Origin of the sequence: Sulfitobacter sp. M85, from assembly GCF_029285915.1 — a bacterium.
Classification (GTDB): Bacteria; Pseudomonadota; Alphaproteobacteria; order Rhodobacterales; family Rhodobacteraceae; genus Sulfitobacter; species Sulfitobacter faviae.
In genome coordinates, this window is sequence record NZ_JABECQ010000002.1 from 289,640 (window position 1) to 311,561 (window position 21,922).

21 protein-coding genes and 2 tRNA genes are annotated in these 21,922 nt (G+C 64.5%); 12 read left to right on the forward strand and 11 right to left on the reverse strand.

Going from position 1 to position 21,922, the window contains the following annotated elements; genetic code table 11:
• Positions 1 to 64 precede the first annotated feature (64 nt).
• Positions 65 to 138 (reverse strand) — tRNA-Cys (locus tag HKX24_RS05240).
• Between the two features lie 143 nt (positions 139 to 281).
• Here HKX24_RS05240 and HKX24_RS05245 point away from each other — a divergent pair.
• The 6 genes from HKX24_RS05245 to HKX24_RS05270 all read left to right on the forward strand — a co-directional run bounded on the left by HKX24_RS05245 (position 282) and on the right by HKX24_RS05270 (position 7,153).
• Positions 282 to 935: a methyltransferase domain-containing protein gene (locus tag HKX24_RS05245; RefSeq protein ID WP_067267693.1), complete on the forward strand. Its 654-nt coding sequence runs from the start codon at positions 282 to 284 to the stop codon at positions 933 to 935.
• A 121-nt stretch (positions 936 to 1,056) separates the two neighbouring features.
• Positions 1,057 to 2,493 (forward strand): TolC family outer membrane protein, encoded by a 1,437-nt coding sequence (locus HKX24_RS05250; RefSeq protein ID WP_271693199.1) that lies wholly within the window; start codon positions 1,057 to 1,059, stop codon positions 2,491 to 2,493.
• A 94-nt stretch (positions 2,494 to 2,587) separates the two neighbouring features.
• A complete protein-coding gene (locus HKX24_RS05255) occupies positions 2,588 to 3,748 on the forward strand; it encodes a hypothetical protein (protein WP_271693200.1) in 1,161 nt (386 codons plus the stop codon).
• Between the two features lie 126 nt (positions 3,749 to 3,874).
• Positions 3,875 to 4,333 (forward strand): (2Fe-2S)-binding protein, encoded by a 459-nt coding sequence (locus HKX24_RS05260; protein WP_271693201.1) that lies wholly within the window; start codon positions 3,875 to 3,877, stop codon positions 4,331 to 4,333.
• 1 nt (position 4,334) lies between these two features.
• Positions 4,335 to 6,575: a molybdopterin cofactor-binding domain-containing protein gene (locus HKX24_RS05265; RefSeq protein ID WP_271693202.1), complete on the forward strand. Its 2,241-nt coding sequence runs from the start codon at positions 4,335 to 4,337 to the stop codon at positions 6,573 to 6,575.
• Positions 6,572 to 7,153 carry a hypothetical protein gene (locus tag HKX24_RS05270; RefSeq protein ID WP_271693203.1) on the forward strand — a complete coding sequence of 194 codons (582 nt, stop codon included), beginning with the start codon at positions 6,572 to 6,574 and terminating at the stop codon, positions 7,151 to 7,153. The genes HKX24_RS05265 and HKX24_RS05270 overlap by 4 nt, the downstream gene beginning before the upstream one ends.
• Here HKX24_RS05270 and HKX24_RS05275 read toward each other — a convergent pair.
• The gene (locus HKX24_RS05275) at positions 7,144 to 8,085 is read right to left on the reverse strand and encodes a YihY/virulence factor BrkB family protein (protein WP_067267703.1); all 942 of its coding nucleotides are present in this window, start codon (positions 8,083 to 8,085) and stop codon (positions 7,144 to 7,146) included. The genes HKX24_RS05270 and HKX24_RS05275 overlap by 10 nt on opposite strands.
• A 168-nt stretch (positions 8,086 to 8,253) precedes the next feature.
• On the opposite strand from HKX24_RS05275, the gene HKX24_RS05280 reads away from it, so the two are divergent.
• The 5 genes from HKX24_RS05280 to HKX24_RS05300 all read left to right on the forward strand — a co-directional run bounded on the left by HKX24_RS05280 (position 8,254) and on the right by HKX24_RS05300 (position 13,074).
• Positions 8,254 to 8,327: transfer RNA gene (locus HKX24_RS05280), tRNA-Gly, on the forward strand.
• A 154-nt stretch (positions 8,328 to 8,481) separates the two neighbouring features.
• The gene (locus HKX24_RS05285; protein ID WP_271693205.1) at positions 8,482 to 10,293 is read left to right on the forward strand and encodes an ABC transporter transmembrane domain-containing protein; all 1,812 of its coding nucleotides are present in this window, start codon (positions 8,482 to 8,484) and stop codon (positions 10,291 to 10,293) included.
• 148 nt (positions 10,294 to 10,441) lie between these two features.
• Complete coding sequence (locus HKX24_RS05290) at positions 10,442 to 12,322, forward strand: acyl-CoA synthetase (protein ID WP_271687984.1); 1,881 nt, start codon at positions 10,442 to 10,444, stop codon at positions 12,320 to 12,322.
• 259 nt (positions 12,323 to 12,581) lie between these two features.
• Entirely contained in the window at positions 12,582 to 12,824 is a 243-nt protein-coding gene (locus tag HKX24_RS05295) for a DUF1127 domain-containing protein (protein ID WP_067267708.1), read from the forward strand.
• On the forward strand, positions 12,814 to 13,074 hold the full coding sequence (locus HKX24_RS05300; protein WP_271693206.1) for a hypothetical protein: 261 nt from the start codon (positions 12,814 to 12,816) through the stop codon (positions 13,072 to 13,074). The genes HKX24_RS05295 and HKX24_RS05300 overlap by 11 nt, the downstream gene beginning before the upstream one ends.
• A 191-nt stretch (positions 13,075 to 13,265) precedes the next feature.
• Here the strand turns inward: HKX24_RS05300 and dtd are convergent, their stop codons facing one another.
• The 9 genes from dtd to HKX24_RS05345 all read right to left on the reverse strand — a co-directional run bounded on the left by dtd (position 13,266) and on the right by HKX24_RS05345 (position 21,303).
• Complete coding sequence (dtd, locus tag HKX24_RS05305) at positions 13,266 to 13,712, reverse strand: D-aminoacyl-tRNA deacylase (protein ID WP_271693207.1); 447 nt, start codon at positions 13,710 to 13,712, stop codon at positions 13,266 to 13,268.
• A gap of 1 nt (position 13,713) precedes the next feature.
• Complete coding sequence (locus HKX24_RS05310; protein ID WP_271693208.1) at positions 13,714 to 14,391, reverse strand: nitroreductase; 678 nt, start codon at positions 14,389 to 14,391, stop codon at positions 13,714 to 13,716.
• Entirely contained in the window at positions 14,388 to 15,500 is a 1,113-nt protein-coding gene (locus tag HKX24_RS05315) for a TFIIB-type zinc finger domain-containing protein (protein ID WP_271693209.1), read from the reverse strand. Before HKX24_RS05315 ends, HKX24_RS05310 begins: the two co-directional genes overlap by 4 nt.
• Before the next feature lie 108 nt (positions 15,501 to 15,608).
• Positions 15,609 to 16,730 (reverse strand): SPFH domain-containing protein, encoded by a 1,122-nt coding sequence (locus tag HKX24_RS05320; protein WP_271693210.1) that lies wholly within the window; start codon positions 16,728 to 16,730, stop codon positions 15,609 to 15,611.
• 35 nt (positions 16,731 to 16,765) lie between these two features.
• Positions 16,766 to 17,728 (reverse strand): DUF2927 domain-containing protein, encoded by a 963-nt coding sequence (locus tag HKX24_RS05325; protein ID WP_271693211.1) that lies wholly within the window; start codon positions 17,726 to 17,728, stop codon positions 16,766 to 16,768.
• A gap of 22 nt (positions 17,729 to 17,750) precedes the next feature.
• On the reverse strand, positions 17,751 to 18,947 hold the full coding sequence (locus tag HKX24_RS05330) for a toxic anion resistance protein (protein WP_271693212.1): 1,197 nt from the start codon (positions 18,945 to 18,947) through the stop codon (positions 17,751 to 17,753).
• On the reverse strand, positions 18,947 to 19,861 hold the full coding sequence (locus HKX24_RS05335; protein WP_271693213.1) for a 5-bromo-4-chloroindolyl phosphate hydrolysis family protein: 915 nt from the start codon (positions 19,859 to 19,861) through the stop codon (positions 18,947 to 18,949). Before HKX24_RS05335 ends, HKX24_RS05330 begins: the two co-directional genes overlap by 1 nt.
• Before the next feature lie 3 nt (positions 19,862 to 19,864).
• Positions 19,865 to 20,095, reverse strand: a complete 231-nt coding sequence (locus HKX24_RS05340) for a hypothetical protein (protein WP_271693214.1) — start codon at positions 20,093 to 20,095, stop codon at positions 19,865 to 19,867.
• Positions 20,096 to 20,208: 113 nt separating this feature from the next.
• Positions 20,209 to 21,303, reverse strand: a complete 1,095-nt coding sequence (locus HKX24_RS05345) for a pseudouridine synthase (RefSeq protein WP_271693215.1) — start codon at positions 21,301 to 21,303, stop codon at positions 20,209 to 20,211.
• A 62-nt stretch (positions 21,304 to 21,365) separates the two neighbouring features.
• Between HKX24_RS05345 and HKX24_RS05350 the strand changes: the two genes are divergently transcribed.
• Positions 21,366 to 21,821 carry a nucleoside deaminase gene (locus tag HKX24_RS05350; RefSeq protein WP_067267564.1) on the forward strand — a complete coding sequence of 152 codons (456 nt, stop codon included), beginning with the start codon at positions 21,366 to 21,368 and terminating at the stop codon, positions 21,819 to 21,821.
• The last annotated feature ends 101 nt before the right edge of the window (positions 21,822 to 21,922 follow it).

A 21,922-nucleotide genomic window follows, 5' to 3' on the forward strand; every position in this document is an offset into this window, starting at 1 on the left:
CGCGCGCGAATAGTGGTTTCGCCGGGGGGGGGCGGTATCGCGTAACCGCTCATGCTGGAGGAAATGGAGGCGAGTACCGGAATCGAACCGGTGTACACGGATTTGCAATCCGCTGCGTAACCACTCCGCCAACTCGCCGACCGGTGGTTGGCGCACTGCTAACGGATCACGAAGGAGGCCGCAAGTCCCATATGCGCGCGAAAATGCGGTCAGGGCGTTGCCGCTGGCCCGGCAATGTGGCACATCACTCTTCAGACACCCTGAACGAATGAGTTTAGCTGATGAGTGATTTCGCCGCCCGCCGCGTAACCATGGTAGATACGCAGGTTCGTCCTTCGGATGTGACCAAGTTTCCAATCATCGACGCGATGCTGACCGTGCAGCGCGAAGACTTCGTGCCGGCGGCACAGCGCGAGGCTGCCTATCTGGGTGAAAACCTCGATCTGGGGCAGGACCGGGTGCTGCTCGACCCACGGACATTGGCCAAGATGCTCGATCACCTCGACATCACCAACGAAGAACTCGTGCTCGATATCGGCTGCGCCATGGGCTATTCCAGCGCCGTGATCGCGCATATGGCTGAGGCCGTCGTCGCCGTTGAGGAAGACGAAGCCATGGCCGCCGAGGCGCAAGAGGCGCTGGCGCAGGCGGGTGCAGACAATGTGATCGTCCATGTCGCCCCGCTGACCGAAGGCGCGCCGCAGCATGGGCCCTATGATGTAGTCATCGTCCAGGGTGCGGTAGGTGAGCTGCCCGAAGCGCTGGTGGAACAGGTGAAAGAGGGCGGGCGGATCGCTTGTCTCTTTATGGATCGGGGTCTGGGCGAGGTACGCCTGGGCTATAAACGCGGCGGTCAGGTGTCTTGGCGGCCCGAATTCAACGCCGGTGCGCCGGTGCTGCGTGGCTTTGAACGTCAGGCAGAATTCCAGCTGTAAGCGACAGGATGGCGCGCCGATCATACCGCGCGCCACTTCGCCTTCAGGGGAGGGGCACCCGCCCCGATCGGCCTACGGGCCGGTCCAAAGGTCTATAAAAGCCATTCAGGGGCATTGAGCCATGAGCGCGAACAGTTTCACGAAATCCCTCAAACGTTTTGCCATCGCCGTGCCGATGAGCCTTGTCCTCGCCAGCGGCGCTGCCCTGCCGCGTGTGGCTGCCGCCGAGACATTGGCCGATGCGCTGGTGGGGGCCTATGAGCATTCCGGTCTGCTGGAACAGAACCGTGCGCTTTTGCGCGCCGCCGATGAGGATGTGGCCGCGGCGAAATCGGCGCTGAAACCCGTGTTGCGGTGGGCCGCCGGGCTGACGCAGAGCTTTGGCACCACGCGCAGTTCCTCCCTTTTGCCAGCCCAGTCGACGGAAAGCCTCAAGGCGTCGATCAGCCTGATTGGCGAATTGCTACTCTATGATTTCGGCGCGAGCGCCTATCGGGTGGAGGCGGCGAAAGAGGCCGTGCTGGCCACCCGCCAGACCTTGGTCAACCTAGAGCAGCAGGTGCTGCTGCGCGCGGTTGCGGCCTATATGGGCGTGATCGAAGCCTCGGAAACGGTTGAGCTGCGCAACAACAACCTGCGTCTGCTGACCCAAGAGCTGCGCGCCGCGCGGGATCGTTTCGACGTGGGCGAAGTCACCCGCACCGATGTGGCCTTGGCCGAAGCGCAGCTTGCCAATGCCCGCAGCGGACTGGCGGGCGCCGAAGGCGTGCTGCTGCGCGCGGTCGAGGAATATCGCAACGCCGTGGGCCATGCGCCCGGCAACCTCAGCCAACCACCGAGCCTGCCGAATGTCGGTGGCAATCTCGCCTCTGCCAAGGCTTTGGCTGTGCGCACTCACCCGTCGATCATCGCCGCACAGCATCAGGTGGCGGCAGCCGATCTGAGCGTCGAAGCGAATGAGGCCGCCATGGCCCCGCGGATCACGCTGAACGGGCAATATGGTCTGAACGAGACTTTCGACAGCGAAGCCTATACCCGCAGCGGCAGCGTTGGGGTCGAGGTCGGTCAGACCATCTATCAGGGCGGAGCGCTGTCCTCGGCCGTGCGCAGCGCGATGGCGCAGCGGGACGCGCAGCGCGCGAACCTGCATGTGGTGCGCCAAGACGTCGAGCAGGAAGTGGGCAACGCCTATGCCGCGCTGGCCTCGGCGCGGGCGCAGTTGGAAGCCTCCGACCGGCAGATCCGGGCGGCGCGTATCGCCTTCCGCGGCGTCCGCGAGGAAGCCACCCTCGGCGCGCGCACCACCTTGGACGTGCTGGATGCAGAGCAATCGTTGCTCGATGCGGAATCGACCCGCGTATCGGCCCGTGCCAATCTCTATGTGGCGGCCTATTCCGTGCTGGCTGCCACGGGCCGTCTGACCGCTCAGGATCTGAAACTGCCGGTGCAGATCTATGACGCGGGGGCCTATTACAACCTTGTTAAGGACGCCCCTGCTAAATACTCCAAAGAGGGCCAAGCGTTGGATCGCGTGCTGCGCGCGCTGCAAAAAGACTGACGGTTTGCGCGGTCGTTTGGCATTTTACACCGCCCCATTGTGAGAATCCTCCCACGCGGTTAAGCTATCCGCGAGGCAAGAGTGGTAGAGAAATATGTCCGAACCCGTCACAAACGCGGAGGTGGAAGACGTCCTGTCGTCGATTCGCCGATTGGTGTCCGAAGACAAGCGTCCCCTGCAAACGTCCAACCCTACGCCGGTTTCCAAGCCAGAGGCTGGCAATTCTGCTGATGACACCGGGGCCGCGTTCAAAAGCATGCGGGGCGCATTGGACGAGCCGACATCGGACAGCGTCACGTCCGAGGATTTCACCCCGCATCTGTCGCTGCGCACAGCCTCGGGCGGCACGCCGCGTCCCGCTTCTGACGAGGGCGTCGGTGAAGTATCCAAAGCCACGCCGCAGCCGCTGAGCCTGACCCAAGCCATGCAGACCGAAGCGGAAGACAGTGTCGATGAGGCAGAGCGTCCATTCGTCTCGGCCCGTCACCCCGCGACCCCGCCTGCCGAGAAGGTTCCCGCGGCGTCGAGCGACCGGTTGGTGCTGACCCCCGCGCTTAGAGTCGCCACGTCGGATGGCGAGGATCACCCAAAGGCCGCTGCCGTTGATCCGGCCAAGGTCTCGCCCTTGGACTATGACATGCTGCATGACGATCCGAGCGATCTGCATGCGGAGGACTATCGCGCCCCCGCGCCGGAGACCGCGGATGAGGCCCGGGCCCGCGCCGTCTCCGACGCCGTGGCCAAGGCGACCGGGGCCAGCCGTAGCGACAAGCTGGCGGCGCTTGAGACGGCCATTGGCAAGATTTCTGATGATTGGGATCCGGACGCGCCCGGCGATAATGACTATTCCGGCACCGAACCTCCGGCGATGGAGTGGAAAGACGATGCGGAGCTTGACGCGCCTGAGGCCCCGATTGCCGATACGGCGACGGTAGAGGCTGAGACGCCCGCCCCAAACCGCCCGCAGCCCACGACACCGCAGCTCGAAGAGCAGGTGCGCCGTTTCGCAGACAGCGGCCCGCGTGTGGCCGATCCCGCCGCCACCGCGCCGGAATTCGACTATGCCGCCCCCGCGCAGGAGGCGGGCAGCGCGGGTGAGGATCAGTTCCTCGACGAGGAAGCACTGCGCGACATGGTGACCGAGATCGTCCGCGCCGAGCTTCAGGGTGCCTTGGGCGAGCGGATCACCCGCAATGTACGCAAATTGGTCCGCCGCGAAATTCACCGCGCGCTGACGGCGCAAGACCTCGAATAAGCGAAGCGGCGGCACCCGCCACCATGCCCGCCCCGCCAAGGTGACGCTGCGCGACCCGCTTCGCGCGGTCTTGCGCGATAGGCGCTGCCGGCTACATTGGGGGGCACCAGCGCGGAAGGATCACCGATGGAATTGACGGTTAACGGCACGGTCCACGAGGTGGACGTGGAAGACGACATGCCGCTGCTCTGGGTTTTGCGCGACGAGTTGGGAATCACCGGGCCGAAATACGGCTGCGGCATCGCGCAATGCGGTGCCTGCACGGTGCATGTCGACGGGCTGGCCGTGCGATCTTGCCAATTGCGAGCGGCGGATGTGAACGGCGATGTCACCACCATCGAAGGCTTGGGCACGCCCGAAGCGCTGCATGTGGTGCAGGCGGCATGGGTGGAGCATCAGGTCGCGCAATGCGGTTACTGCCAATCGGGGCAGATCATGCAGGCGGCCTCTTTTCTGGATCTGAACCCCGAGCCGACCGACGATCAGATCGACGCCGCGATGAGCGGGAACCTCTGCCGCTGCGGCACCTATCCGCGCATTCGTGCCGCTGTTCACAGCGCCGCCGCGCGGCTGCGGGGGGCCTGACATGTCGCGCCTGCGCACCATCACCCGCCGGAGCTTTATCGTTGGCTCCGCCGCCATTGCCGGGGGCGTGGCCTTTGGCACCTATCTGTACAAACGTGACCTGAAGAACCCGCTGCTTGAAGGCTTACCGCCCGGTGCGGCGGCGATCACGCCCTATGTCAAGATTGATGCAAGCGGCGTCACCCTGATCACCCCGCGCGCCGATGTGGGGCAGGGGGCCTATTCGATCCAAGCCCATATGATTGCCGAGGAATTGGATGTCGACCTCGACACGGTGCAGATCACGCCCGGGCCGCCCTCGCCGGTCTATTACAACGGCGTGGTCGGGGTTGAGGCGATGCCGATTGCCGCGACCTCGGAAACGCTGCTGGCGCGGACCGGGCGCGGCGCCTCGGATGTGGCGGGAAAGCTGCTTGGCCTGCAATTGACCGGCGGCAGTTCGACCGTGCCGGATATGTATGACCGGCTGCGTATGGCCGGGGCCGTGGCGCGCGAAACGCTGCTGGCCGCTGCCGTGGCGCAGACCGGGTTGGAGCGCGAACAGTTCAAGACCGAGGCGGGCGCGGTGGTGCTGCCCGACGGCATGCGGCTGGCCTATCAAGACCTCGCCGCCGCCGCGGCGGAGATCGACCCGGTGACCGAGGTGATATTGCGCGATCCCGGCGACTGGCGGCACCTTGGCAAGCCGCAGATGCGCACGGATATCATGGCGAAATCCACCGGCACCCAGACCTATGGCATCGACATGGCGATGGAGGGGATGCTCCACGCCACGACCCGCACCAACCCGGCGCAGGGCGGGGCGATCATGGGCTTTGACGCAGGCAGCGCCGAAAAGATGCGCGGTGTGAAGGCGGTCTTGCCCATCACCGGCGGTGTCGCGGTGGTGGCCGACAACACCTGGCGGGCCTTTCAGGCCGCGCAGGCGGTGAAATGTGATTGGGGCCCGTCGCCCTATATCGGCGACACGGCGGATCAATTCAAAGCCGTGTCGGCCTCCTTCACTGATGACCGGCAGGACAGCCGGTTTCGCGATGACGGCGATGTGAGCGCCGCTTTGACGGGTGGGGAAGTGCTGGAGGCCGAGTACCGCATCCCCTATCTAGCCCACGCCCCGCTGGAGCCGATGAGCGTGGTGGTGAAACTTGAGAAGGGCCGCGTCGACATTTGGACCGGCACGCAGATCCCGCGTTTCATGCAGGCCAATGTGGCCGCGCTGACCGGAATCGATGCCGAGAACGTGCATATCCATGTGCTGATGTCGGGCGGTAGTTTCGGGCGGCGGCTTGAGGATGACTATACCCTGCGCGCCGTCGAAGTGGCGATGCAACTGCCCGGCACGCCGATCAAGATGGTCTGGTCGCGCGAAGAGGATTTCACCCATGACTTCCCCCGCCCGCTGGCCATGGCGCGGGCGCGTGGCAAGGTCTCGGACGGGCAGATCGAGGCCTATGATCTGGCCATCGCGGCACCTTCGACAGCGGAATCGCAGATGGCGCGGCTGAACCAACCGGTCTTCGGCCCTGACATCGCCATCGTGGCGGGCGCATGGGATCAGCCCTTCGCGATCCCCGACTACCGTGTGACCGGCCACCGGGTGCCCGCGATGGTGCCGGTAAGCTCGTGGCGCTCGGTCGGGGCGTCGGGCAACGGTTTCCTGCACGAAAGCTTCATGGATGAGATGTGCCATGCTGCAGGCGTCGATCCGTTGGAGGAGCGGTTGCGGCTCTGCACCCATGCGCCCTCGCGCGGGGTGTTGGAGGCCGTGGGCGAGATGGCGGATTGGGGCGCTGACCTTGGGCCGGGGCGGGGCCGGGGGCTGGCGTTCTGCCTGTCCTTCGGCGTGCCGGTGGCCGAGGTGGTCGAGGTCAGCCAGACCGACGCGGGTCTCAAGATCGACCGCGTTTTCGTTGTCGCCGAAGTGGGCCGCGTGATGGACCCGGTGAACTTCGAGGCGCAACTCTCCGGCGCGGTGATCTGGGGTCTGGGCCATGCGATGAACTGCGAGCTTACCTATCGCGACGGGGTGCCGCAGCAGGACAATTATCACCTCTACGAAGGGCTGCGGCTGTATCAGACGCCGAAGATCGAGGTGCGCGGGTTGGAGAATGGCGGCAAGCTGCGCGGCATTGGTGAGCCGGGGGTGCCGCCCGCCGCCCCCGCACTGGCCAATGCAATCTTCGCCGCCACGGGCCAGCGGATCCGTGAACTCCCCCTCTCCAGATCCGTGGATTTCGCATGAGATATCTATCGATCTGCGCCGCACTCATGCTGGCCGCCCCCGTCTTTGCGCAGGAGGCGCCTGATCGCGCCGAAGGGCTGGCGGCTTGGGATCGGATTTTCACCGTCACCGCGCATCCGCGTTGCACCAATTGCCATGTCGGCGAACAGGGGCAGCCGATGTGGCAGGGCTTGGGCTATGGGCCGGAGGCGGAGCACGGCATGAATGTGCGCGCGGGCGAGAGCCGGATCGGGGCCGAGAGCATCCCTTGCGACGCCTGCCACGTCACCTCTGCCGCCGCGAACACCGTGCCCCATGCGCCACCGCATATCGACGATGCTTGGCGGTTGCCTCCCGTGGAGCTGGCGTGGTTCGGCAAGACCTCGGCAGAGGTTTGCACCCAGCTGCGCGATCCTGAGACCAATGACGGGCACGACATCGCGTCACTGGTCGATCACCTGCAAAACTCGGCCTTCGTGAATTGGGGGTTCGCCCCCGGCGCGGGGCGGTCGGTGCCCGAAGGGTCGCTCGACGCGCTGGTGCATGAGGTGACGGTTTGGGGCGCTGCGGGCACGCCCTGCGAAGGAGATCAGGGCTGATCGCTCATCGCGCGGGCCAATCTGCGGATGCGCAACGCGCGGTTCAACTCACCGCCAAAGATCAGCACCAGTGCCGCGAGATACATGAAGTAGAGCGCCGCGATGATCCCCGCCATGCCTGCGTAATAGCTGGCATAGGTGCCAAAGCTGCGCAGGTAGGATGAAAACAGCACCGCCAGCACCGTCCAAGCGGCGGCGGTGGCGACGACGCCGGGCCAGATGTTGTTAAACCGCGTCCGCCGTGCGGGCAGGATCACATGGGCGGCAAAAAGCGCGACCAGCAGGATCGTCGCCGAGGCGGGAAAACGGACCAGCCCCACGGTGACTGAGCGCGGATCGAAGCCCGGCATCAGCATATGCAGCCAAGACCCGGCACGCGGAGCCAGCACCAACAGGTACCCCACGATCACGAGGATCAGGCTCGCCAGCAGCACCATGGCCACCTGCACCGCGTAGATCGTGAAGACCGACCGCGTCTCGCGCAGCCCATAGGCGCGGTTTAACCCCACGCGCACCCCATCGACCCCGCCCACGGCGAACCAAACGGTCAGCAGGATACCCACGCTCAGCAGATCGCCGCGCGGCACGGTCATGACCTTTTCCACCTCCGACACGATCGGCTCGATCAGGGCAGGGGGGACGATGGCGATCAGGAAATGGATCAGGTCATCGGCCATCGACCGGTCGCCGACAAAGGCAGTGAGCGAACTGGTGAAGATCAGAAACGGAAAAATCGCCAGCAGCGCGCGGAAGGCCACGTTTCCGGCCATGCCGAAAGCATCATCGCTCCACAGCCGCAGCACCGCTTCGTGCAGAACGGCCCGCACCACCCGCAACCCGGTGCCGTGAAACAGATCCTCGGGGTCCTCGCTGAGAACACCGTGGGTCATGACGACCTCGCGCTTTTGGTCTTGGGCCGGTCTGGCGTCCATTCCAATGCCTCGTTTTCATCCCGTGAGGTTAAGCTAGTGCCCCTTGGGCCGGGCTGCCACCTTCATCACGGGCCACAGGCGAGAGCAGGCTCATGTGATTGATCTTGCCAAAGGGGCATCGCTCCACTTGACGCTCAGGGAGCGATAAAATAGGAGAGGAGCCGTAGCGCGGGCGTTGTGTAATGGTAAGACCTCAGCCTTCCAAGCTGATGATACGGGTTCGATTCCCGTCGCCCGCTCCACTCTTTCCCCGAAGCTTTCATGACCGCCGCCGCGCGGGATAGATGCGCCCGCCGCTGTCTGTCGGGGGCGGCAGATTGTCCTTATCGGGGCGGTCTTGCTTGACCCCGCCCAGCCCCCGCGCCATGACCGATGTGGAAAGACAAAGGAAAGCCCATGGCACGCACCCCAGCCCCCGCACCAAGCGCCAAAGACGAACGCGAAAAGTCGCGGCGGATCGGGGCTTTGGCGGCGCTGATGCCCTTCATGGCGCCCTATCGCTGGCTGATGGCCGCAGCCGGGGCGGCGCTGGTGCTGACCGCGATGATCTCGCTCACCTTGCCCTTGGCCGTGCGGCGGGTGATCGACAATTTCGGCACGGGGGAGAGCGAATTGCTCGACCTCTATTTCATCGCCGCGCTGTTGATCGCGGGGCTGCTCGCCCTTGGCACCGGGCTGCGCTATGCGCTGGTGACACGGTTGGGCGAACGGGTGGTGGCCGATATCCGGCGCGCGGTGTTTGACCGTGTCGTGGGCATGAGCCCCGCCTTTTATGAGCGCATCATGACTGGCGAAGTGCTCAGCCGGATCACCACCGACACGACGCTGATCCTCTCGGTGATCGGCTCCTCGGTCTCGATCGCGCTGCGCAACCTGCTGATCTTTGTGGGCGGCTTGGGGCTGATGCTGCTGACCTCGGCCAAGTTGACCGGGCTGGTGCTGCTGATCGTGCCCGCCGTGGTGATCCCCATCCTGACGCTGGGCCGCCGCCTGCGGGTGCTTAGCCGCGAGAACCAAGACTGGATCGCGGCAAGTTCGGGTAATGCCTCTGAGACGCTGGGCGCGGTGCAAACGGTGCAGGCTTTTACCCATGAGGCCGCAAGCCGGGGCCAATTCGCGCAGATGACCGAAGCCTCTTTTGATGCCGCACAGCGCCGGATCAAAACCCGCGCCGTGATGACGATGATCGTGATCTTTCTGGTCTTCGCAGGTGTGGTGGGCGTGCTGTGGATCGGCGCGCGCGACGTGCGGGCGGATGTGATGAGCGCAGGCGCGCTGGTGCAATTCGTGATCTATGCTGTCATGGTGGCGGGCGCGGTCGCCGCTTTGTCAGAGATCTGGGGTGAGCTACAGCGCGCCGCAGGGGCCACGGAACGGCTGATCGATCTGCTGCAAAGCGAGGACACGGTGCAAGACCCGGCGCCCGCAAGCCAGAGCAGCCTGCCGCAGCCTGTCGCGGGCCGGATCGCATTTGAGAACGTGCAGTTCACCTATCCGGCGCGCCCCGATGTGGCGGCGTTGGATGGTGTCGACCTTGAGATCAACCCCGGTGAGACGGTGGCCTTTGTCGGCCCCTCGGGCGCGGGGAAGACGACGATCATCCAGATGATCCTGCGCTTTTATGACCCGCAGGCGGGGCGGATCACCTTGGATGGGGTCGACCTGCGCGATGTGGCGCGGGACCACTTCCGCCGTTCGGTGGCGCTGGTGCCGCAAGACCCGGTGATCTTTGCCGCCACGGCGGCTGAGAACATCCGGTTCGGACGCCCCGATGCCAGTGACGCCGAGGTCGAGGAAGCCGCCCGCGCCGCCGCCGCGCATGACTTCATCACCGCGCTGCCCGATGGCTATGACAGTTATCTGGGAGAACGCGGCGTGATGCTGTCGGGCGGGCAGAAACAACGCATCGCCATCGCCCGCGCCATCCTGCGCGACGCGCCGGTCCTGCTGCTGGACGAGGCGACTTCGGCGTTGGATTCCGAGAGCGAAGGTCTGGTGCAGGCCGCCGTCGACCGGCTGAGCGCGGATCGCACGACGCTGATCGTGGCCCACCGTCTGGCCACCGTGAAAAAGGCCGACCGCATCGTGGTGATGGAGGCCGGGCGCATCGCGGCCATCGGCACCCATGACGAATTGGTCGCCAGTGACGGGCTTTATGCGCGTCTGGCGCGGCTTCAGTTCACCGATGGGGCCGCCGCCGCAGCCTGAGCTGCCCTTGAACAGTGCAACCCCGGCGTTACGTCACCCTAGTGTGACGTTGCGTTTGTTGCCGCCGATTGCTTGCGAAACGGCGCGTTTCGCCGCAATCTGGCGCGAGGAGAATAAGCCGGAACACCGGCACAGGGGAGGAGACACCATGACATTCGCCGGGATCGAAGACCGCAATGCCATCGCGGCGGAAATGCCGTGGGAAGACCGCGACGTGGCCAAGACGCTTTACGGAATGCTAAGCAATACGGCCGCGAAATTCCCCAACCACAATGCTGTCAGCTATCAGATTTTCTCGGGCCCAAAGGACAAGGCCGAAACGCTGTCTTGGAAAGAGTTGCATGGCCGCGTGACGCAGGCGGCGAACCTCTTCCGCAGCCTCGGCGTGGGTGAGAAGGACGTGGTGGCCTATGTGCTGCCCAACTGTAACGAGACGACGATCACCCTGTTGGGCGGTGCCGTGGCCGGGATCGTGAACCCGATCAATCCGCTGCTGGACGCCGAACAGATCGGTGCCATCCTGCGCGAAGTGGGCGCCTCCGTGGTCGTCACCCTGCGGCCTTTCCCCAAAACCGATGTGGCCCAAAAGACCGCCGAAGCGGTGCGGCTTGCGCCCAAGGTGCACACGGTGCTCGAGGTCGATCTGGTGCGCTATCTCACCCCGCCGAAAAGCTGGATCGTCCCGCTGGTACGGCCTAAGGGGATGGTGAACAACCAAGCCAAATACCTCAACTTCAACGCGGAGATCGCCAAGCAGAACACCTCGCTCAACTTCGAGGATGTGCAAGAAGATCGCGTTGCCTGCTATTTCCACACTGGCGGCACTACCGGGATGCCAAAGGTGGCGCAGCACAAGTATTCGGGGCTGATCTATAACGGCTGGCTGGGGCATCGGCTGTTGTTCAGCGAGCAGGACAATATCATGTGTCCGCTGCCGCTATTCCACGTCTTTGCCTGCCATGTGATCTTGATGGCTGCCGTGTCGTCGGGCGCGCATGTGGTCTTCCCGACGCCGCAGGGCTATCGCGGGGATGGCGTCTTTGACAACTTCTGGAAGCTGGTGGAGCGGTGGAAGATCACCTTTATCATCACCGTGCCTACGGCGATCTCGGCCAAGATGCAGCGCCCAATCGATGCGGATGTCAGCACGGTGAAAACCGCCTTCTCCGGCTCCGCCCCGCTGCCGCTGGAACTCTTCCGCCGGTTTGAGAAGGCCACGGGCGTCACGCTGGTCGAAGGCTACGGTCTGACCGAGGCGACCTGCCTTGTCTCTTGCAACCCGACGGACGGCATCAAGAAGGTCGGCTCCATCGGTATCGCCTTCCCCTATTCAGACGTGCGGATCATCAAGGGCACTGTGGATGGGCCGATCGACGCGGAGACGGATGAGATTGGCGAGATCTGCGTGTCGAACCCCGGCGTCTTCTCGGGCCATACCTATGTCGAGGAAGACAAGAACAAAGACCTCTTCTACCACGGCAAATACCTGCGCACCGGCGATCTGGGCCGGATCGACAGCGATGGCTATATCTGGATCACGGGCCGCGCCAAGGACCTGATCATTCGCGGCGGTCATAATATTGACCCTGCCGAGATCGAAGAGGCGCTGCTGGGCCATGAGGCCGTCGCCTTTGCGGGTGCCATCGGCCAGCCCGACCCCCACGCGGGCGAGGTGCCCTGCGCCTTTGTCGAACTCGTTGAGGGTGCCAATGTCACCGAAGAGGAGCTGCTGGCCTATGCGCGCGAGCATGTCGCCGAACGCGCAGCCCAGCCCAAGCACCTTAAGATCATGGACGAGCTGCCCAAGACGGCTGTTGGCAAGATCTTCAAACCCGATCTGCGCAAGGATGCGATCACGCGGGTCTATAACGGCAGCCTTGAAAAGGCGGGCTGTGCCGCGCGGGTAACCGAGGTGGTGGACGACAAGAAACGCGGCTTGGTGGCGCAGGTCACGATGAACGACGCGACCCATGACGAGGTGTCAAAGGTGCTCAGCGTCTACACACGCCCTTGGGAACCGGTGAGCTAATCGACTCACACAAGAAAGGGCGGCACGCCGCCGCCCGTCCCCAAATCCCAGATTGCAGCCCCGCTGCGTTGCGCCGATGCACATTTCCTGTGTATCGGCGCAAAAATTTTAGGCTGTTTACCTGTGGTTAGCCCCCGGCCTTTCGTTTCGGGCATAGCGCCTATGCAAATTCTGCGGGTTCAAAATAGGGTCGGAGCGTACTACTTCTGCATTGCAGCATTGATAGTGCACTTGCAGCATTCTGAAAGGAGTTGCGCTTATGACGATGGCAATCTCACGTGGCACTACCCTGAGCTCCGCGCTCGATGGGCTTCATCACAGCGTTGACGGCATGCGCCGTCGCGTGGCCCAGATCAAAGCCCGGCGCGCAGCTTACAACCGAACTTTCACAGAACTCAACGTACTGAGCGATCGCGAACTGTCCGATATCGGCATCGCGCGGTGCGAGATCCGGCGTGTGGCGTCGGAAGAACTTTCAAAGGAACAGACCTATGAAGTATGACAACACCCTATCCGCCCCCCACGGTTTCTCCCTGCGTGATGCGTCCGCTCCGGTTCTCGGTGCGCTTGGCACCGCTGCGGGCAAGGTCGGCAGCCTGCTGGCGCGTGGCGTCACCCAGATGCAGATCTCGCGCATGCAATCCGTCCTCAACAGCATGAGCGACGCGCAGCTTGAGCGTGCGGGCATCGACCGGAACCAAATTCCCCAGCACGCCCAAGCGCTGGTGACCGAAGAATACGACGGTCTCTAAGCCATTGCGCTTTTAGACCCTCAGCCATCAATGTCGCGCCTTACGCGCTGCATTGTCAGGTGCCGGACCCCGCTCCTTCCCGGGTTGATCCGACACCGCATATTAACGGTCCTCCTCCTCCCGGACCCGTTATACCGGCCGGCAAGCTTACCTCCTCCCAAGCTTGCCGGCCCATGCTTTCCACCGAATTATCAGGGCGCCGCCGTGTCGAGCCAGAGGGTCACCGGCCCGTCGTTGACCAGCGCCACGGCCATATCCGCGCCGAACTGTCCGGTCTGCACGGGGATCTCGAGCCCGGCGAGGCTGCGGGCGAAATGGGTGTAGAGCGCCTCGGCCATCTCGGGCTTCGCCGCGCCGGAAAAGCCGGGGCGGTTGCCGCGCGCGGTATCGGCGGCGAGGGTGAATTGGCTCACCACCAAAGCGCTGCCGCCGGTCTGGGCAAGGCTCAGGTTCATCTTGCCGCCGTCATCCTTGAACAGCCGCAGTTTGGAGATCTTCAAGGCCAGTTTCTCGGCGGTTTCTTCGGTGTCTTCGGGCATGGCGCAGACGAGGATCAGGAGGCCGGAGCCGATCTCGCCGATAACCTCACCCTCGACCGTGACCGAAGCCTCGGTCACCCGTTGCAGCAATGCGCGCATGTCAGTTTTTCCAATCGATAATGTCAGAGGGGGCGGCACGTTCGGTGCGAAAGGCGTTCGCGGGATGTGTCTTATCGGCATAGCCGAAGGAGATCACGCAGAGCACCAGCCGGTCTTCGGGCAACGCCAGCGTCTCGCGTACCAAGGGCGCATAGGCGGCGATGGCGGCTTGCGGGATGCTGGCCACGCCAAGCGCCGTCGCGGCGAGGGTGAAGGCGGTGACGAAGCCGCCGCAGTCCATCGCGCCATAGGGGCCAAGCTCGGCCGGGGCGGTCACGATGGCCACATGCGGCGCGTCGAAAAGCGCGTAGTTGCGCAGCATCTGCGCCTGACGCGCGGCGCGGTCGGATTTGGCGATGCCCACCGCGTTGTAAAGCTGGAAGCCACAGGTGCGGCGGCGTTCGGCATAGGCGCCGGAGTAACCCGTAGGCCATGGCAGGTCTGGCGCGACCGGGGTGTCGGCGCTGGCGGCTTCAAGGAGGGCTGCGCGAAAGGCATCGGTACCTGCGCCGCGCGTGATGGTCACCTGCCATGGCTGCGCATTGCACCACGAGGGCACATGGCGCGCGGCGTTGACGATCTGGGTGATGCTCTCTTTGGGGACGGGATCGGGCCGAAAGGCGCGGCAGGAATAGCGCGCCTGCAAAAGGTCGGTGAACTGCTCGTAAGTCTGGGTCATTGCTGGGCCATGAAATAGCCGACGATGGCGGCGGCGATCAGCCCCAACACCACGGCAAAGGTGATTTTGACGGCGGAATAGGGGCGTTCGCCCTGCACCTTGCCGGAATGGCCGTTCACCACGAAACGATAGGTCTTGCCGCGGTATTTATAGGCGGCAAGCCAGACCGGCAGCAGGATATGTTTGAAGGTCACATCGCTGACTTGGGTATTGATGTCATGCACCCGCTGGCGGTCACCGCCAATGTCGAACTTCACGTCCCGCTCGATCACCCGGTCCATATGGGCGCGGGCCTGAACAAAGCCTTCCTCCAGCGTGATGCCGTAAGCCTCGGCCCGGAAACCGGCGAGATATTCGGGCGCATAGGGCTCCAGCGCCGAGAGGTCCCAAGGGTGCAGCGCGTCGGTGTGTTTCTTGGGTAGCGATCGGGAGGCCAGCACCAGCACATCGTCAAAGAAGCGTGCCACCCGCCCCGAAGCGGCCCGCCAGCGGATTTTTGGCACCTGCTGCTGCACCCGCTTGCCATCGCGCATGACGGTGCGGGTGACGTAATAGACGGTTCCACGCTCCCCGCGATAGCTGGAGGCCGTCTGTGCGTCATAGGTCCAGAAGGGCACATAGATGCCCTGCATCCGGCGGCCCTTGCGGGCATATTGTTGCAGCCCGTTGGGGGCGAACCAAAGGCTGCCGAGCCAGTCTTTCATCGCGTCGCGGGCGCGTTCTTCGGGCAGGGCGAAGGGCAGCACGGCGCGGGGTTTGATATGGCGGTTGGTGCCGGTGTCGATCACCACGGGCGTCGCGCAGAAAGGGCATTCGGCGGCGTGTTTGCCGGGCTCGAATTCCACCTGCGCTGCGCAGTTGGGGCAGGTGGTGACGCGGGTTTCTTCCATCTCGGCGGCGGGCAGGGCGGCCTGCAATCCGGCGCGAAAGTCCTGTTCGGCGATGGCATGGGCGTGGCGCCCACTGCCGTCGATCGGCTCGACATTGCCGCAGTGATCGCAGATCAGCAGCGCCTGCGCCGGATCAAAGCGCATGTCCGACCCGCAGGTGTCACAGGGGAAACGATGCTCTTCTAGCGGGGCGGCGGGGGGCAGATCGGTGGCGGACATAAGGGGTGCTTTGCAAGGTCAATCGCGGCGGAGCGGATGGGGGTGGCCCGTGGACCTGAGGGGCCACGGGCGGGACGCGCGAAGGTCTTTTGCCCACGCGCCTGCGGATCAGGCCGGGGGCGGCGGCGGTGGCGGGGGCATCACGGTGAAAAGCTGCGCCAGTTCGGCCACATCCTCGGCCCGCTGCCAACCATCTTGGCCCGGCGTCCAGACCAGAGAATCGCGGGTAAGGCTGCCCTCACTCGCCTTGCGGCCCATGGCGGCCTTGGAAAACGGGCCAGAGGTCGCGCCGTCCCTGGCGATATGCCAGACCTTTTCGACCGGCGGCGGGGGCGGCGGCACCGGTGCGGCGGCGGTGGGGGCAGGGCGCGCGCCCCAAGGACCAGCCTGCGCGGTGGCGGCTTGGGCCATGCTCATCCCCAGCCCCGCGCCGAGGCCCGTTTGCATCGCGGCCCCGCCCGCACCTTCGCGGCCAAGCGCCTCAGCCGCTTGGAATTGCATGTATTCGTTGAGGTTCCCGACCACGCCCATCGAAGTGCGCTTGTCCATCACCGCCTCGACCGCGGGCGGGAGGGAGATGTTTTCGATGTAAAGCTCGGGCATCGCCAGCCCGTATTCCGCAATCTGGGCGGCGATATCCTTGCCCACCAACTGCCCCAACTCGCGCGTGTTGGCGGCCATGTCAAGCACCGGGATGCCGGAGGAGGCGAGCGTGCGCGAGAAAGCCTGAACGATGATGTTGCGGATCTGGAACGAGATTTCGTCCATGGTGAACTCACCATCGGTGCCGACAATCTCGGTGAGGAATTTCGCGGGGTCGCTCACCCGCACCGAATAGGTGCCATAGGCGCGTAGGCGCACCGGGCCAAACTCAGGGTCGCGGGCGATGATCGGGTTCTTGGTGCCCCATTTCAGGTCGTTGAAGCGGGTCGTGTTGACGAAATAGATCTCAGACTTGAACGGGCTGCGAAAGCCGTGATCCCAGTGTTGCAGGGTCGTCATGATCGGCATGTTGTTGGTCTCAAGCATATAGAGACCGGGGGTGAAGACATCCGCCAGCTGCCCCTCATGCACGAAAACCGCCGCTTGCCCCTCACGCACTGTCAGCTTGGCGCCGTATTTGATCTCATGACCCTCACGCTCGAACCGCCAAACCATCGTATCGCGGGTGTCGTCGGTCCAATGGATGACGTCGATGAACTGGCCAGAGAGGAAATCGAAAATGCCCATGGGGATGGTCCTTATTCTTTCGTCGTAATGCTGCGTTACACCGGGCCGTCCGTCAACTCGCGCGCGATGATCCGGGTGATCGGGTTGACCTGCTCTGCCGTCATGCCGGGGCGCAGGCGCCGGTCGTAGAGCATCTTGAGCAGAAGTTCGTCATGTTTGGTAAGCAGGGCGAATTCGTCGTCGTCGTTAAAAATCGACGGGCGCGCGGCGGGGCTGTCATTGGCAAGGCCCAAGCCCTGCGCCAATTCCTCGTGAATGCAGGAAAGCCGCAGCAATTCGGGGTTTTCCGAGCGGATCACGGCCACGGCGGCGGTATAGACATTGGGGTTGTCCCCCGCGGCATAGGCGGCCACGGCGCAATAGGTGTCGCGGCGCATGTTGCGCATGGCCCGGAGCGAGGATTTGCTCACGCCCGCGACCTCTTCTGCCGCTTGAGCCAGCGCATCGACGCGGTCATCTTCCGAGGCCACGACCACCATGAAATTGGGCCTATCGCCGATCGAGATCGAATGCCCGGTCACCCGCGCCAAACGGCGGGCGAAGGCGTTGATCTTAGCGGTGTCGGACCGGCGCTGCGAGGGCGGCACGCTGTCGCCAAAGATGATCTGCATCCGCACCGGGGCATCCCAACGGCGCAGCGGGCTGGCGCCGCCTTGGCCTGAGAAATTGCCGTCATATTCGTTATATAGCGCGATCTGCTCGAAATTGCGCGCCAGCATTTCGCTGGTAAAGGGCGTGTCCTCTCCGCCCCCGTCTTGGCGCAGCAGATCTTGGCCCAACTGCGCCTTTTCGACCTGATGCAGATAGCTGCGCAGCATGGCGCTTTTTTGCGAGGTCGGTTTGGCCACCGCTGCCGGGGAGGGCGAGGCGGCGGCAGGGCGGGCCTGCGGTTTGGCGACCTTTTGCAAGACGGGCGCAGGTTCGGCGCAGGCCAAGAGCAGCGTGCTCAGCGCCAGCGCCCCTGCGGCGCGCAGATTTCTGCGCAGACGTCCTTGCATGGCCTGTTCCCTCACGTCGGTCTTAGCTTGGCACCGCGTTGCCGGTGGTATCGCCCAACCCCGTTTCGCGGGCCTTGGCGGCGGCGAGCGTGTCGCGCAGGCGGCCTTCCATCTCCTGCAACTCTTTCTCGGCATTGGCGCGTTTCGCCTTGCCCTCATCCGCGATTTGCAGGGATTCCTCAATGGTGCCGATCAGGTCTTCATTGGCCTGTTTCACCGCCTCGATGTCGAAGACGCCGCGCTCCATCTCTTGACGGATCACCTTGTTGCTATCGCGCAGGTTCTTGGCGTTGGAGGTGAGCAGTTCATTGGTCAGGTCATTGGCCTCGCGCACTGCATTTGCCGCCTCGCTGCTGCGCTGGATGGTGACGGCCTGCGCCAATTGCGTCTCCCACAGGGGCACGGTGTTGACCAAGGTCGAGTTGATCTTGGTCACAAGGCTTTTGTCATTCTCCTGCACCAGACGGATCGAGGGCAGCGATTGCATGGTGACCTGCCGCGTCAGTTTCAGGTCATGCACCCGACGCTCCAGATCATCACGGGCGGCACGCAGATCGCGCAGCTCCTGCGCGCGCATCACCTGATCGTCCTCGCCCGCCTTATCCAGCGCGGTCTGTTTGGCGGGGATGGTCTTGTGATCCAACTCTTCGATCTTGGCCTCCCCAGCAGAGATATAAAGCGCCAGTTCATCGTAGAATTGCAGCGTCTTTTCATAAAGCAGGTCGAGCGATTTGATGTCTTTCAACAGCGTATGCTCATGCGCCAGCAGGTTGTCGGTGATCCGGTCGATCTGGCCCTGCACCTCTTCGAAACGGGCGGTGAACTTGGCAAAGGGCGTGGCACGGCCCAGCAGTTTCTCCCACCAGCTTTGCTTGCGCCGCACGTCCAATTCCGAGACCGAAAAGCCCCGGATCGCGCTGACCATGGTGCGCAGGCTGTCGCCCGCGGGGCCGACATCTTTGTTACGCACATCCGCCAGCATGGATTGGCTGATCTCTTGCAACTCGGCCTGTGCGGCAGAGCCGAAGCTGACGATGGACTGGGTATCGGTCACGTCGATCTCGGCCATGCGCTTTTGGATTTCCGCGCTCTGCGTCGGATCGGCTTTGTTCAGCGGCACGATGGCATTGGCATCCGCCGGTTCCGGCAAGACGGTTGCGTTCACTTCTTCCACCAACCCTTGCGATTGGGCAGCTTTGTCACGGAGGGCATCGGTCATCACTGATCTTCCTTAGTATTTGCAGGGGTGGGTTGTTCCAGTCGGACCCCCTCGCGAGAGAGGCGCGCCCGCAGCACGTCGATTTCCACGTTTAGATCGCTGCGGTCGTCCAGCAGCGATTTGGCCGTGCGCGCGGCAAAGTTCTGATCCAGATCGTCCAGCAAGGCGAGGTAGTCATCGCGTGCTTGGGCGTCCTGGTTGCGGGCATAGAGGTCGGCGAATTTCACCGTCGCATCATGCGCGCCGCGCAGATAGACGACAAGGTATTTGCGAGCGGCGGTCAGGTCGCGGGGGTCTTCCTCTACGGTGCGGATCAAATGGCGGGCGGTTTCTTGAAACTCCGCCAGCCGCGCTTCTGCGCGGCGGTCGCCCGCGCGCAGGATCGCTTGGCTCATGCCCGAGAGCAGTTTTTCGGCCTCATCCACCACGCGGGCGACGCGGCCTTGCTGGAAGGTGTCGATGCCCTCCATGCCCTTGTTCTGTAGCGGGTCGATGCCGAAGGCGGCGAGGTGCAGCGCAGTGGCGGCGATGCCATAGAGCAGGGCCGCGGCGAGACTGGGATCGTTGCTATAAGCGGCGAGGGCCGCGCCCGCACCGGCCAAGAGAGCAGCGAGGATCTTGCGCGGCAGGACGGGGCGGCGGGCGACTTTGCGCTCGTGGTATTCCGCCTCGGCCAGCAAGCCATCGCGCAGCAACCAGACGCCCGAAGCCAGCAGGAACGCGCCACCAAGGCCAAGCACCAGCGTGCCCGCGCCCCCGATGAGCGAGGTTGCCGCCAAAAGCACCGGCGGCAGGAACATCAGGTTCACCCGACCGCCCGCCGGATCGACGCGCAGGCGCGCGGTTTTGCGCGGGGCGCTGCCGGGGGTGGCGTCGGTGTCAGGGCTATATTTGCCGCCAAAGCGCTGCGCCATGGATCAAAGCCCCCCGAGAAAACCGCTGGTCAGCCCAAGCAGCAGCACCAGCAACGCCGCAAAGGCGATTTTCTGAAAGGTCGTTGGCGCCATCATGTTTCCCCTTTTGCTGCCCCAGATCGGGCGCAACGCTGTGCCAGCACTGTCAGCCGCACGCCCCACGAGCGAGGCTGCGCCGAGGATGATAACCACGAGCGCGGCCAAGGCCACCAAAAACATCACTATTCGCGCCATATTGCCCTTTTCTGACAGCGGTTTCGCGCTGATCTTGCCTGCCGTTCTCTATTCAACGCACGCAGGTCGGCCGCGTTCCGGAAACGCGCAGGGGCAGCTCGGGGCAGGGCCGGTCAGCGGCGGGGTTTTGGCCCCCGGCCTGTGGGTTTTGGCCCCGGTTTGCCATTCGGTCGCCCTGTCGGGCGCGCCCCCGGTTTGCCGCTCGCCTTGCCGCCTGCTTTGCCAGCCGTCTTGCCCATCGCGGCCTTGCCACGCGGTGCGTTCTTTGCCTTGCCGCCGCCACGGCGGGGCGGCGGTTCGTCGTCTTCGCCCCGTTGCACGGGCAGGCCCGGTTGGCCCGCGCCGCCGAAACCGCCGGGCTTGCGGCGCGGCGGGCGGCGCAGACCGGTGGGTTTCTTGGTGGCGGTGCCGCTGGGGTCTTCCAACTCGAGCCCCAGTTGATCGCGCACGACCTTGCGGCGCAGCTCTTCCACCTCGCCGATCTTCAATTCGCCCAGTTGGAATGGGCCGTAGGAGATGCGGATCAGCCGGTTCACGGTCAGGCCCACGGCCTCCATCGCGCGGCGAATCTCGCGGTTGCGGCCTTCGCGCAGGCCGACGGTCAGCCAAGCGTTGGCCCCTTGTTGGCGGTCGAGTGTCACGTCCATCGGCTGAAAGTTCTCGCCCTCAACGGTGATGCCTTTGCGCAGCGGCTCCAGCATCTCATCGGTGGGGCGGCCATTCACCCGCGCGCGGTAGCGGCGCAGCCAGCCGGTGCTGGGCAGTTCCAGCTTGCGCTTCACCCCGCCGTCATTGGTCAGCAGCAAGAGCCCTTCGGAGTTGAGGTCGAGCCGACCCACGGTCATCACGCGGGGCATATCCTCGGGCAGGGCGTCAAAGATCGTCTCGCGGCCCTTTTCATCGCGGGCGGTGGTCACCAGTCCGGCAGGTTTGTGATACAGCCACATGCGCGGCGGTTCGGGCGCGCCGACGGGGGTGTTGTCGACGGTGATCTTATCCTCGGGCGTGACGTTCAGCGCGGGCGAGGTGATCTGCTCCCCGTTCACGCGCACGCGGCCCGCTTCGATCATGCGCTCGGCCTCGCGGCGCGAGGCGATGCCCGCGCGCGACAGCACCTTGGCAATGCGGTCGCCGGTGGGGGTGCCTGCACTTGCATCGGTATCGGGGTTTTGCGGGCCGGAGCCGGAGGGGGGCGTTTTTGCGTTCATACACTGCGCTTACCCTGTTTCACGGGCTTGCGAAAGGGTGGCGTTTGCGGCCATGTGACGGGATGGAGTTTCGCTCGTATATGGGACAGGCCTTGGCCGAGGCCCGCGCCGCCGCCGCGCGCGGCGAAGTGCCGGTGGGGGCAGTCGTCGTCTCTCCGAAAGGGCAGATCGTTTCCGCCGCAGGCAATGAGACCCGCGCCCGCAATGACCCAACCGCCCATGCCGAGATGCTGGCCCTGCGCGCCGCCTGCGCCGCTGTCGGCTCGGAACGGCTGATCGGTCACGCGCTTTACGTCACGCTGGAGCCCTGTGCCATGTGCGCCGGTGCCATCGCCGCCGCCCGGGTGGAGCGGCTCTACTACGGCGCGGCGGACCCAAAATCAGGCGGCGTGGCACAGGGCGCGCGGGTATTCTCGCATCCCCAATGTCACCATGTGCCCGAGGTGTTCGACGGGATCGCGGCGGGAGAGGCGGAAGAGATGCTGGTGAGGTTTTTCCGCGAGAAGAGAGACCGCTAGCCGGGCAGCGCCTGACCGGGGATGGCATTCAGGCGTCTCAACGATTATCCGGACGCCCCGCGTCCGGATCGCGCCCGACCCGCCCCCAGGGCGGGCGCGCT